Below are 13,103 nucleotides of genomic sequence, written 5' to 3' on the forward strand. Positions count from 1 at the left end.
AGTTCCAAATGAGCAACCAGCTAAAGTTGAAGAACCAGTAGCAAATGAGCAACCAGCTAAAGTTGAAGAACCAGTAGCAACTGAGCAACCAGCTAAAGTTGAAACCGTGGCTAACGCTAAAACAGTAATAGTTAAAGGTGCTGCAAGTGCACCGATGGCTCAACCTACTCCGGTTGCTGATAGCGAAGTTAAACACACATCTGTTGCAATGGCTCACGATAAACGTGACCTAGTGCCAGACAGTGGCTTACGTGCAGGGTCAGTTAAACCTGCAGGTCGTGCGAGTTCTGCAATGACTAAAACAATGAGTGCTGATTAATAACTAATACTCATTAAAAAAGCCCCGCTATTTACAAATAGCGGGGCTTTTTGTTTACAGGCTTTGAATTTAGTTCACGCCGGTTATTAGCGATCTATTCACAAAGAGGTTAAGAGTCGCTGTGCTTTTAGAGGGAATAATAAAACTAAATCTAATTACCTTGAAAAGCTCCGCTTAAAATCATGGCTTATGTTTTCTCATTTACTTCTCTTTGTGAAATAAGATTTTTAAGTGGTTTTAAATTAAATAACAGAAGCGTTGCTTCTCGCGTAAGCAGGCTTCACGCCTTCAACCAAAATTAAATATCCAGTACAATTAACCTCAAGACGTACAACTTATTGGCGGAACGCTTTTAGAACGAGAATAAAACTAATTTATGCAGCCAATAAAAAAGCGCGATTTAAATATCGCGCCCTTAAATTGGCTTTTAACTAGATAAAATAAGTTTACTCGCTTTCATTTTCCATAAAGCGTTGTAACTGATCTTTTAAGTTCGGCGGAATGCCTTTTATAACCAGTGTATCTGTTGCTTCGTTATAAGTTACGCGCTCACCTAAATGTTTACGCTCAAAGCTTACGCTTACACCGCCGCCTAAGCCTGAAAACTTAACCATACTGGTAACTGTTTTTTTATCGACAGGAAATGACTCTTCTAAATCATAGCTTTGCTCTTTGCAAAAACTATCAAATGGACTGTCATCGCCTTTCGTAAGTGTAGCCGAAAGCTCGCTCACGTTTGCATCTTCACCAGTAGTTACACAGTCATTACAGTAATCAAATACTTGTTTACGTAAATCATCTTTTTCTGATTTCTCGAATTGTTGCTCAGATAAATAATCTTCAACAGCGCTCAACATAACTTGGCTTTGCTGCTTAGGATCAATACCTTCTTCACAACCCAAAAAGTCTAAAAAGAAATCTGCAACTTTGCGCCCAGCACGGCCTTTGATAAAGGAAATATAGCGATTATCTTCTGCTTGGGTATCCCAGGCTGTTAAATCAATTCGCGCAGCTAATTGCATACGCGATATATCTAAATGGCGAGATGCGGCTAAATCAAGCTCAGAGGTCATTGAGTAATGCTCTTTGATGTTGATCATCGCAATAAGCATGTAATCGGTGGCTACATATTGGTAATGACAAAATACTAAGTAACCTGTTTCACTAAACGCATACTTATCTAACTCTTCTTTTAGAACAGTAGAAGCTTGCTCCGTCATGTGCCAAAAACCTAGCTCATCATTGCGGTAGCTTTGCATTGCAGATGCTACAACACTGTTTTTATCGCCACTAAAGGCGCAGTAACCTTTACCAGGTTTACCATTGTACGCATGATGTAATTGTTCGATAAAAACGGCTACTTTATCGTTAACAACCATCTCATCATTTCTAAGGTGAATTTGCGTATCGTCGTCTTTTTTGTCTACATAATGAACGACTAGTTTTTTAACGTCTGTTGTCATCTTTGTTTTTCACGCCTCTGGTGTTAAAATACGAGAATATAACTCTTTTATTGAACCAACTGATGCCAATCTTATCAAAATACTCTAATGAAGAAGTAGAACAAATCGTCGATCAGCTCATTGATGTGCTAACTAAACACAATGCGCCGGTTGATTTAAGTCTTATGTGTTTAGGAAATTCTATCACGCATATCTTAAAAGAGCATGTACCAACAGGGAAAAGACAAGCCGTTACCGAGAACTTTGCAAAAGCACTCGCGCAGTCGGTTAAATAAAATCTATGAATTTATCGCAGCACAATCAGTTTTCATCAAAAGCAAGTCAGTTATTAAGTTGGGGGCATTGGTTTACCTTTGCCAACATCGGCTTAGCGCTACTTATTAGCTTAAGCTACTTATTTGCAGACTCGCCACCATCAAGCTTTATAGGCATTACTTATATGCTAGTGACATGGCTAAGCCATACTAGCTTTATCGCCTTTTTAGCGTTTGTGCTGACGGTATTTCCGCTTAGTTTAATATTCCCCTACCCTAAACATATACGCGGTATGGCAGCAGTTATAGCAACTGTTGGCGCATCGTTACTTACTTTAGATGCCTATGTTTATGTTAATTTGGGCTATCATTTAAGTGGTTCTGCTTTACCCGAAATTATTTCTTTACTATGGCACCGCTTAACTAGCTCTCCAGCTTTAACTACCATTTTAGCCGGTGGCATTGTACTACTTATTTTAGGTTTTCAACTTGTAGTAAGTAATTATACGTGGCACCACCTAGCACGTTTAAAACAATATAAATTTGCGCGTTATGCCATATCGTCTTTAATCGTTTGTTTTGCACTTAGTCATAGTATTCATATTTGGGCTGATGCAAATTTAAAATTTGACGTAACAAAACAAGACAATGTGTTGCCTCTTTCTTATCCAACCACAGCTAAAAGTTTACTCGCTAAAAACGACTTACTCGATATAGAAAGCTATAAACAAGCACATAATGTTAAAATAAATAATCAAAATATTAGCTATCAAATGCCAGCCCCGCTGGAAAAATGCGAAGACTTTACGCAAGCCAATGTTGATATTTTTGTATTTGACACTAAAAAAGAATTAGCTGCATTTGTTGCTAACAATAACAACTTGCATAAAACAGAGCAGTTTTTACAACCAACTAATCACGACGACACTTTATTTAGCTTAGTGTATGGTTTACCCGCTTTTTATAAAGCGGCAATACTAAGCGAACAAACATTACCTGCATGGCAAAGCCAGCGCCGCAGTGTACAAGTTGAGGGCGTTAAAGAACTCAATTTTATTAATGACCAAGCTCACAGCACAAGCGCTATACGAATTATAAAAAGTAGCGATGTTAGTACTAAAAAAGATGCCAACACCCATGTTTTTGCATTTAGTCTTGCTAATGAAAAAGCAGAGGTAGTTACAACCTCTGCGTTATACAGCTCTGACAAACGTATTTCAAAGGTTGATGGGCTTATTCAACCCAGTGATTTAATTGCGACAAGTGTTGGTCAATATTTAAATTGCAAAGCAATCGCTAAACAAACAATGCTTGGCGTAAACCTATATAAGAAAAAAGACGATATGGGCGTAAATTACTCACAAGGTGTAGTTATCGCGTATAAAAAAGATAGAATTACTTTAATAGATTCAGACGGTAACTTTAAAAATATATCCGCTGCTGAAGGCTTTTCTATTGAGCAAGGGCTAGATATCCCATTTTTAGTGCAAAGCATTAAAAAGCTTAAAACCTTTACTCAATAACTTTAGTGCGACTGCTCTTACCTAGCTTGCTATAACAGTAAGCTAGGTTATAGTTTTATATTATTTAATTAACGTATAAAACTATCAGGGATTATCGCAATGCTTCGATTAATATATTGCTCTTTATTATTTACTAGCTTTTGCACCCTAGGCGATACAACCTACTATAAATGCGTAACTGAAAATGGAACTACGTTTTCTCAATTCCCCTGCGACGATAAAGCCACTACCTACAAAGTAAGTACTACCGGTAATCAATACTCTGGACCCAAGGTCAATTATACCAAGCAATTAAATGAGCTAGAACGCGAGAGGCTCCTAACAGGTTTAGAAGCCGAGGTAAGAAGTAATAACCATAAATTAGCAATACTTGATAGAGAAAAGCAGCGTGCTGAGTATAAACAACAAGAACGACTTAACCATATTTTAGCTGATGACGATAAAAAGCGAATTACTAAAGATATAACCAAAAAGCTAAAAGTGATCAATCAAAGCTATAAAAAAGACGTTGCAACGATTACAAAACATATAAAAAAGCTCGAAAAAAAGATAGCTCAATACCAATAAAGCGCGTAAACCGTTTTGGGTCATTTTCTATCTCAAGCAGCTATTTTCAATGCTGACTAAAGAATACAAAGTTCAACACGTCCTAGTGTTTAATTTATTAAAAACCATTTTACCAGAATGCCGCTTAGGTATAATTTATCTTGGTTTTAAACTTAAAATAACATACCCTTAACACAATAGAGTATAAGCTCTACGATGTATTAAGGAGTTGTTATGCAACCACGAGATATTGCTGAACTGATTTTAACGGGCTTTAAAAAGCACTATCAGCTATTTCAAAAAATAACAGCTAAAGCACCGATGGCTTTTGCTCAACAAGATTGGCAAGCAATTAACGATATCGGCCGTTTACGTATAAGCTATTATGATGATCGTGTTAACGAAACCACACACACATTAAAACAACAAAATCCAACCGAGCAACTCGATGAAACACTTTGGCTAGAAGTAAAAAAAACATATCAGCAATTTTTATGTTTTCATCCTCAGGCAGAATTAGCCGAAACATTTTATAACTCTGTATTTTGCAGGCTGTACCATAGGCGCTACTTTCATAATGACTTTATTTTTGTTGAGGCCTCATTAAAGGATGCGCCATCAGTGCCTGTTGAAGCCGAATATAGGACTTACTTCCCAGTTGTTGACGGTTTAAAACCAACAATAAAACACATTATTAATCACTTTGATTTTAAAGCTCCATTTGTAAATTTAGAGCGTGATATACGTCTGCTCGTAAAAGCATTTTATAAACAAGCACCCGATACTCACCACCAACCTTGGCAAATGCGTTTTGATATATTACACACGCCTTTTTATCGTAATAAAGCCGCTTATATAGTTGGCCGTGTGGTGTCACAAAGTGGTGTTCAGCCTTTTATTATTGCCGTATTACATGATGAAGATAACGGTCTTTATTTAGATGCACTTTTAACTAAATCATCTCAAATGCGAGTTATTTTTGGCTTTGCCCGTGCTTATTTTATGGTAGAAACACATGCGCCTTCTGCATTGGTGCGATTTTTAAATCAGCTTATGCCTAATAAAACATTAGCCGAGCTTTACAACGCAATAGGCTTTCATAAACAAGGAAAAACTGAGTTTTATCGCGAATTTTTAAGTCACTTGTCACACTCAAATGACGAGTTTACTATTGCGCCCGGTACACCCGGCATGGTGATGATGGTATTTACCCTCCCCTCCTTTGGTTATGTATTTAAAGTAATAAAAGATAAATTTGGCGAGAGCAAACCTTTTGGTCGTGATACTGTTCTAAAGCGTTATCAGCTCGTAAAGAGTCATGACCGTGTGGGCAGAATGGCCGACACAATAGAGTATTCTAACGTCGTATTTCCTTTAGCACGTTTTGATAGTAATTTACTGGCGCAGTTACACAAAACAATAGGCTCATCTATGGTCATCGAAGGCGATTGGTTGATCATCAAGCATCTTTATATAGAAAGACGCATGACACCCCTTAATTTGTTTTTAGAAAGTGCCAGCGAAGAAAGTGCGGCCGATGCAATAGAAGAATACGGCCAAGCGTTAAAAGAAATGATTGCCGTAAATATTTTTCCCGGTGATATGCTTTTAAAAAACTTTGGCGTTAGTAAGCACAAACGCATTATATTTTATGATTACGACGAAGTTCAGTACCTAACAGATATGAACTTTAGAGCCCTACCGAAGGCCAAGAGCTACGACGATTACTTAACCGATGAGCAAAGCTATTCTGTTGCTCCGCAAGATGTATTTCCTGAGCAACTTTGTACATTTGTAATGCCAAACCCTATGTATAAAAAGTTTTTACTCAGCACTCACCCAGAACTAATAGATGTTAGTTATTGGAAGCAAGCACAACAAAATATCAAAAATGGGCAGGTAAGTCATATTTACCCCTACCCGACAGCACAGCGCTTTATTCACCACTGGTAAGCGCTAAAGGACACACACAATGAATATAAGTAAAATAGATTTAAATTTACTGGTTTACCTCGACACATTACTACGAGAATGCAACGTAACACGTGCTGCAAATCAGCTAAGCATAACGCAACCTGCAATGAGTAATGGGCTTAAACGTCTGCGTAACTTATTTAACGACCCCATTTTAGTACGCACCAGCGATGGTATGGTACCCACTGAACGCGCTATTGAGCTTCAACCGGTTATTCGTGGCATATTAATGACCCTTGAAGAAACCCTCGCGCCTAATCGCGAGTTTGAAGCAATTCAAAGTAAGCGTGTATTTAGAATAATGGCCAGCGACTATGCAGCAAGCACCCTAGCCCCTAAACTGTTAAGTAAATTACATGAAGAAGCACCCGATACAACTTTAGATATACTTACACCCAGTGATGTAACATTTCATGATGTTGAAAACGGTAAAGTGGATATGGCTATTAACCGCTTTGAAAATTTACCTCAATCTTTTCACCATAAACGTATATGGAAAGACAGCTTTTGTTGCCTGGTAAAAGCAGATAATCCAATTATTGAACACTTTAGTCTCGACAGCTATTTAAAAGCTCGCCATATATGGGTAAGTAAAACAGGTTTTGGCGTAGGTGTAGGTATGGACCCTAAAGATGTGCAAAAACTTGGCTGGGTTGATGAAGCACTGGCTCACTTTGGAAAACATCGCAACATTGCTACCTTTACACGTAATTACCATGTAGCTATTCACTTAGCGAAAGAGAAAAACTTAATTGCAACCTTACCTTCAAAAGCTGCCAATATTTATTTAGATGATCCGGGCCTTAAAATATTAGAGCCGCCGTTCCCTATTCCACCGTTTGAGCTGGATATGATCTGGAGCCCACTTTTACATCGTGACGCAAGCCATATTTGGCTACGCCAAAAAGTAGCCGAAGTAGCTGAAGAACTTAAATAACCTTATTACACAATATGATGTAAAAATTGCTAGGTTTTATATACCCGCATAAACCTAGCAAACTTAAAAACTCATTTAACTCATTAACTATCAATAAGTTAAGTTGAAATAAAAACATTGGAACGTGCTTTGCTTTTATTAAATCGAACTATACATTCATTTAATAAAAGAGGTCATTATGAACACCCATCAAGGAACAGAAGTAAATCATATTACTGACATCATTCAAGTTATGAACAGCGGCATCGATTTTTATCAAAAAGCACAAGAGAAAGTTGAAGACCCTGCAATTGGTGCACTTTTTCAACGTATGATAGATGCCCGAAAAGTGAGTGTAGAGCGTTTACAACCTTATGCTATTAACGAAAAAGGTGAACGAGAAGACGGCTCATCTTTTGCTGTTGAAGCGAGACGTGCTTACACAGCGCTGCTTACTACATTTAGCTCAAATAACGATAGCACATACGTAAAAGAGCTTGAGGAAGTTGAGGATAAAACCCTTGAAGAAATTAAAGCCGCAATGGATAAGCCACAACCTGCTGACTGTGAAGCAGCTCTCGCTAAAACATTACTAACTATGCAAAGCTGTCATGCTGAAATGAGCCGCATGCAAAAGCACTAAAAGTAATAGCTTAAACTACAACCCAGCTTTTTAGCTGGGTTTTTTATTGCCGATACAGATATAAGTAATGGCGTGAGCAGAACACGAACCCTTGCTTGGTTTCTACTCATTCTGATCATGTAGAAGCAACTATTAGTCCACTCCCCCCTAATAAACACATATTACCAATACAAATTATTAACTTTAATAGAATATTAATTTAACCACACACTACTTTTACTGTGCTAGCTTTAGTAATAGGTACCTAATTCCTTGTTGTGGCGCCGCAGCATTTAATTAACGTTAAGGTCCAATATGAAAAATAAACCAGCTCAAAATAATGCTGATGTAGATATGACACCAATGTTAGATATCGTATTCATTTTATTGATATTTTTTATTGTAACTACTTCATTTGTTAAACCTATAGCTATTGAAATACAACGACCACTTGATAAACCCACCATCAATAAACAAACTAAAAGTGCCACTTTTAGTATTGATGAACATAATGCGGTGTATTTTTCTGGCAGATTAATAAACTTAGAACAAGTGTCCAATAATCTTGCGATGTTTGCGGCTAAATACAAAGTAAGTGCTGTACTTATTAAGGCTCACGAAAACAGTAAACATAATACATTAATGAGAGTAATGGATAATATTAAAGAGTATGAAGATTACACTATTAGCTTAGTATCTAAATAACGTAGTTATATACATTGATGGTAAACCTAAAAAAGGGCCTTACGGCCCTTTGAGTTAAATAACGAAAGGGAGTGTTATTAATTAAAAGCGGTATTCTGCGCCTACATAATAGTACGCACCGTTAAAACCAAATGGCGCTGAGCGACGTGAGTATTCAAATACACCTGAGCTGCTCACTATTGTATTGCCGTTTGAATCTACAATAGTGCCTGAGCGAGAGTTACCAATTTCGTTTTTATCTGGGTATACGTCAAACAAGTTGTTTGCACCTATATTTACCGATAAATCTTCAGTAACAAAGTAATTAACTTTAACATCAGTTAATATTTCTGCGCTATAAGTTTGGCGACCACCGTCTTCTACTGTGTACTCACCAAAGCGATTGAGTGATAAGTTTACTGTCCAATCATCACGTTGATAAAGCGCACTTAAATTAATGCGATCTTCTGGTTGCCACTCTTCAATAATCGAGATTTCTTGATCAGAGAATACGTCTTCTACTGGCACTGTTTCAAGGCCTGAGCCTGATGGCGTAAATAACGATACAACATCAGTTTCAGTAAAGTTAGCAGCTAGCGTAAAATCAAGCGTGCCACCAAAACCTTCGGTGTTCCATGTTGCAACAAAATCGATACCTGATGTTTCTGTATCCGCCCCATTTAAGAAAAATTGGCCCGCACCCGCACCAGAGCTAAGTAGTGCAGCATCTAAGCTTGAAGAAAGCCCTTTGCCTAAACGGTTACTAATTACAATACGGTCATCAATATCAATTGAGTAGTAATCTACAGTCACATTAATATTATTAGTTACGTTATAAACAATACCTAAACTGCGGTTTTGCGATTTTTCTTCTTTTAGTTTTGGAATACCTAAACTTTGTGCAAGTGTAGAGTCATTTCTAAATGTACCTACTTCCTCAGCAACTAAAGAACCATCTTCTGCAACTACAAACTGTGTACTGATATTATTAAAGTATAATTGCTGCATTGAAGGCGCTCTAAAACCAGAGCTTAATGCACCACGTAATGAAATATCGTCAGTAACAGCCCAATTACCTGCAAGTTTAAAGTTTACAGTGTCACCAAAGCCTTTGTAGTTATCGTAGCGAAGTGCACCCGATAAAATAACATCTTCGATTATGTAAGTTTCTGCATCTAGGTAAAACGAAATCACATCACGCGACTCATCAACTGACGATGCAGGAGAAGAACCACCAAACCCTTGGGTACCGCCAGATGCATCTTCAGAGCCCACACCACCACTTAAGCCGCTGTAAATACTTACACCATTACTGGTGTCGTAATCGCGATACGCATATTCACTGCCTTCTAAAATTCGATACTCATCAGTACGAATTTCAGCACCCATAGCGAGTGAGTAATCATCAAAGTTTTGAGTGAAATCAATATTGATTGTTTGCAGTGATAATTCCATGCCATAAGCGTACGCTTCGCGAGGAATAGTGGTACGGATATCTGCAGCGCTTAAGCCTTGGTCATAACGTAAAAAGTTAGCGTAAGAGGCGTTAATTGTGTCGCTTGTTGTGTAATCAATGCTATTTTCACCGTATGTGTACGATAAATCTAAACTAGCATCGTTATCAAATTCGGTTTTGTAACCAAAGTTGTATGACACATCATCAATCGTTGTATTAATTTTAGGTAAAAAGCCTAGCGGAATAGTTGCATCACCGTCTTGCAATACTGGGTTACCGCCAGCATTTGCATTATGACGGAAAAATGCAGCTGATTCGTTATCACGAGTTGAGTATGTGATAAAGCCATAAAGCTCGCCATCACCTAATTCATAACCCGTATTAACGGTTAAGCCAAATTGCTGAGAGTCGGCATCACCAATTCTAAACGTGTCTCTATCAACCGTTAGTTCGCGCGGATCATCGGCAAGTAAAGTGCCATCACTTAACTCAGTACATCCGTAAAACTGACATGAGCCATGCAAACCTGCACGGTTTGTTGGCGAACGGTCGCGATAATTAATTGTTGTGTTTAAATAACCATCATCGCCTAATGCAAAGCCTTTGTTGAAATCAATATTAATTGTTTCGCCATCACCCTCTGAATACTCACCGTAATTAATCGCTGCTTTACCGCCTTCGCTCGCATCTTTAAGTACAATATTAATAACACCCGCAATAGCATCAGAGCCATATTGTGCTGCAGCGCCATCACGAAGTACTTCAATACGTTTAATAGCCGATGCTGGAATAGCGTTCATATCAGTACCCGCAGTACCACGCCCTACCGATGTATTAATATGAATGATACTTGCTTGATGGCGACGTTTACCGTTGATCAATACGAGAGTTTGATCAGGACCTAAACCACGTAATGTTGCAGGTCTTAATGCATCGGTACCGTCACTAATTGACGAACTTGAAAAGTTAAATGAAGGTGCAATAGATTGCAGCATACGGCCAACTTCTGTTTGACCTGTATTTTCAAGTGCTTCGGCACTTAAAATATCTACTGGAACAGGTAAATCCTCTACTGAACGGCCCGCTACGCGGCTACCAACAATAGCAATTTTTTCGATTTTTTCTTGAGCAACTTCTTCTGCTGCATTTACACCTTGCGAGTTTGCTGCAAGTAAAGCTGGTAATACTGCTGCACTGACCGCTGAAAGCTTCATCATGTTGTTATCATTCCTGTTGATTTGTTTGAGTTTTATACTCAGTAAACCATTTTGATCAACAACCGCATCGAGCTCTGTCCCACCTAGTAATGCTTCGAGTGCATCTAGCTGAGTGTAAAATCCATAAACCGAATTTGCATTATATTGCTTCGCCAACTCAAAAGAGAAAACCACGGTTTGCTCTGTTTGTTTTGCGTATTCAATTAAGGCTTTATCTGCTCGCTGCGCTTTTATATCAAATTGCACCATTTGCCCAGTAGTTTGAGTTGCAGCTTGTACACTTAAGCTAAAAATAGCCGGTGCAAGTACACTAAAACCACTCAATAGATGCGTTTGGTTACTGCGCAATTTATATAAACAGCTGACAAACAAAAATCCTCTATTACTTTGCTTCTTTTTTTTAATCTTTTTTTTACTTGCCGTATTTATAGATGCAACTTTAGCTAACATTAATTTAATGTACATAACGTCTACTTATGATTCTGTGTGGTGTTTTAGCGTTACTACATGCTCACCTAAACGCTCATGTTCAATCGAAAAATTAGTGTGTAAACTTTCTAATAAACCTTCCACATCACCGGCTTTAAACACGCCAGCTACTTTTATGCTTGCCAGTGCATCGGACGACAATTCAAAACGAGTCGATGTGTATCTACTTACTTCATTTAGTGCGTCACTTAGCTGTTCACCATTAAAAATAAGCATGCCGTTTTGCCAAGCTAAATCACGTTGTACATCGCCCATTGAAAGCTGAGTGATAGGTTTAGTAACACTTTGCTCTATAATTGCTTTTTCGCCAGAGATAACAATATTAGCGTTAATTTGACGAATTTTTTGCGTGCTATTATCTGCAAGCTGATAATCTTTAAAGTCGTTAGCATCAACCGCTACGCTCGGGTCAGTGATCATCACTTTACCTTCGGTCACTACAAGCTCTAAGTCTGACGACGTATTGCGCTGCACATTAAATACCGTGCCAAGCGCTGTAAAACTTTTATCACCTGCCATAACACTAAATGGGCGCGTTGCGTCTTTTGCTACATTAAAACGCCCTTCTCCACGGCTGAGTAACAATTGCCTGCGCCCTTTACTGTATGCAACCTCTAATAAACTATTAGTATTAAGCTGCACAATAGTGCCATCTGGCAGAACGTAAGTTGACTGTTCACCTACTTTTGTTTTGTAAATTTTAGTGTAATTAACTTTCGCAAGCTCTTGGTTATAGCCGTTTTCTAAATTAATTAATAAGTAGCTGCATACCATTAACGCAGCAAATAAACTCGCTGCAATTGAATAAGAAAACATCCACTTCTTTTTAGATTCTTTTGCGCTACTGTGCTGTGGAAATAAATTACTTAACTCATTTAATACAGATAACTCATCCCATAATTGGGCTAGTTCATAAATAGCGTCTTGATGAGCCGTACTTTGCATCATCCATAATTTAAATTGCTCTTTTTCATCATCGGTCAAACCCCGATCGATGGCGCTTATCCAGTCACATGATTTCTCTAAAATGAGATCTTTTGAATTAAATTGATGAACGTTACTCATTCTGCAACCCTCCCTACTGAAATAGGGTGAGCCTGTGCTTTTGGGTGTACTTCATTGCCTTGTTCATACTCACGCATATAAAGCATGGTTTGTAATAACCCTTTTGCAATGTGTTTTTCAACAGTGCTTTGACTTAACTGCATTTGTTCTGCTATCTCTTTTTGGCTCATACCGTATACTTTTTTTAATATAAAGCATTTACGAATAGACGAGCTTAGTTGCTCGGTAGCTCTACAAAAAAGTAAAAAGCGCTCTTTAGATGTGTATTCATCTTCAAGCTGCATTGATTTGAGTAATACGGGTAATTCGTTATCGTGCTCTAACGAATCATTAAATTTGTTATCCCATTTAGCAATATGATTAAGTGCTAAGTGCTTTGCTGTTTTGAGCATATAACTGCGGGTAAACTGAATGTCTTGTTTTAAATCAGCTTCATAGCTTTTTATAAACGTTTCTTGCACAATGTCTTCTACATCGTCGGGCTGAACTATACGCGATACAAAGCGCTTTAGTTGCTTCGAAATATCAACAAATGTTGACGTGATTTTTACCTTTTTCGTCATCCCTAACATACA

General features: G+C 38.0%; 11 protein-coding genes and 1 pseudogene. 8 read left to right on the forward strand and 4 right to left on the reverse strand.

Features of this window, described 5'->3' with window-relative positions:
* A pseudogene (locus tag CWC11_RS18815) lies at nt 1-319 on the forward strand (ribonuclease E); the annotation flags it as partial.
* A gap of 446 nt (nt 320-765) precedes the next feature.
* On the opposite strand, the gene yejK reads toward CWC11_RS18815, so the two are convergent.
* Nucleotides 766-1,782, reverse strand: coding sequence for a nucleoid-associated protein YejK (yejK, locus tag CWC11_RS18820; RefSeq protein WP_138683919.1), 1,017 nt, complete (start codon nt 1,780-1,782; stop codon nt 766-768).
* Between the two features lie 62 nt (nt 1,783-1,844).
* Between yejK and CWC11_RS18825 the strand changes: the two genes are divergently transcribed.
* The 7 genes from CWC11_RS18825 (at nt 1,845) to CWC11_RS18855 (ending at nt 8,322) form a co-directional block, all read left to right on the forward strand.
* Nucleotides 1,845-2,057 carry a YejL family protein gene (locus CWC11_RS18825; protein WP_002961475.1) on the forward strand — a complete coding sequence of 71 codons (213 nt, stop codon included), beginning with the start codon at nt 1,845-1,847 and terminating at the stop codon, nt 2,055-2,057.
* Nucleotides 2,058-2,062: 5 nt separating this feature from the next.
* On the forward strand, nt 2,063-3,559 hold the full coding sequence (locus CWC11_RS18830; protein ID WP_138683920.1) for a DUF3413 domain-containing protein: 1,497 nt from the start codon (nt 2,063-2,065) through the stop codon (nt 3,557-3,559).
* 99 nt (nt 3,560-3,658) lie between these two features.
* Nucleotides 3,659-4,126, forward strand: a complete 468-nt coding sequence (locus tag CWC11_RS18835) for a DUF4124 domain-containing protein (protein ID WP_171038459.1) — start codon at nt 3,659-3,661, stop codon at nt 4,124-4,126.
* Nucleotides 4,127-4,339: 213 nt separating this feature from the next.
* Entirely contained in the window at nt 4,340-6,058 is a 1,719-nt protein-coding gene (gene aceK / locus CWC11_RS18840; protein WP_058549700.1) for a bifunctional isocitrate dehydrogenase kinase/phosphatase, read from the forward strand.
* 19 nt (nt 6,059-6,077) lie between these two features.
* Nucleotides 6,078-7,016 carry a LysR family transcriptional regulator gene (locus CWC11_RS18845; RefSeq protein WP_058549699.1) on the forward strand — a complete coding sequence of 313 codons (939 nt, stop codon included), beginning with the start codon at nt 6,078-6,080 and terminating at the stop codon, nt 7,014-7,016.
* 178 nt (nt 7,017-7,194) lie between these two features.
* Complete coding sequence (locus CWC11_RS18850) at nt 7,195-7,638, forward strand: ferritin-like domain-containing protein (protein WP_058549698.1); 444 nt, start codon at nt 7,195-7,197, stop codon at nt 7,636-7,638.
* A 294-nt stretch (nt 7,639-7,932) separates the two neighbouring features.
* Nucleotides 7,933-8,322 carry an ExbD/TolR family protein gene (locus CWC11_RS18855; protein ID WP_138683922.1) on the forward strand — a complete coding sequence of 130 codons (390 nt, stop codon included), beginning with the start codon at nt 7,933-7,935 and terminating at the stop codon, nt 8,320-8,322.
* Nucleotides 8,323-8,403: 81 nt separating this feature from the next.
* Here CWC11_RS18855 and CWC11_RS18860 read toward each other — a convergent pair whose 3' ends face one another.
* From CWC11_RS18860 to CWC11_RS18870, 3 genes are read right to left on the reverse strand one after another with little or no spacing between them, the layout of a single operon-like run.
* Nucleotides 8,404-11,439, reverse strand: coding sequence for a TonB-dependent receptor plug domain-containing protein (locus CWC11_RS18860; protein ID WP_138683923.1), 3,036 nt, complete (start codon nt 11,437-11,439; stop codon nt 8,404-8,406).
* A gap of 9 nt (nt 11,440-11,448) precedes the next feature.
* Nucleotides 11,449-12,528 carry a FecR family protein gene (locus CWC11_RS18865; RefSeq protein ID WP_138683924.1) on the reverse strand — a complete coding sequence of 360 codons (1,080 nt, stop codon included), beginning with the start codon at nt 12,526-12,528 and terminating at the stop codon, nt 11,449-11,451.
* Nucleotides 12,525-13,091: an RNA polymerase sigma factor gene (locus CWC11_RS18870; protein ID WP_058549694.1), complete on the reverse strand. Its 567-nt coding sequence runs from the start codon at nt 13,089-13,091 to the stop codon at nt 12,525-12,527. Before CWC11_RS18870 ends, CWC11_RS18865 begins: the two co-directional genes overlap by 4 nt.
* Nucleotides 13,092-13,103: the final 12 nt, after the last annotated feature.

The organism is Pseudoalteromonas sp. S3178, assembly GCF_005886985.1.
GTDB classification, from domain to species: Bacteria; Pseudomonadota; Gammaproteobacteria; order Enterobacterales; family Alteromonadaceae; genus Pseudoalteromonas; species Pseudoalteromonas carrageenovora.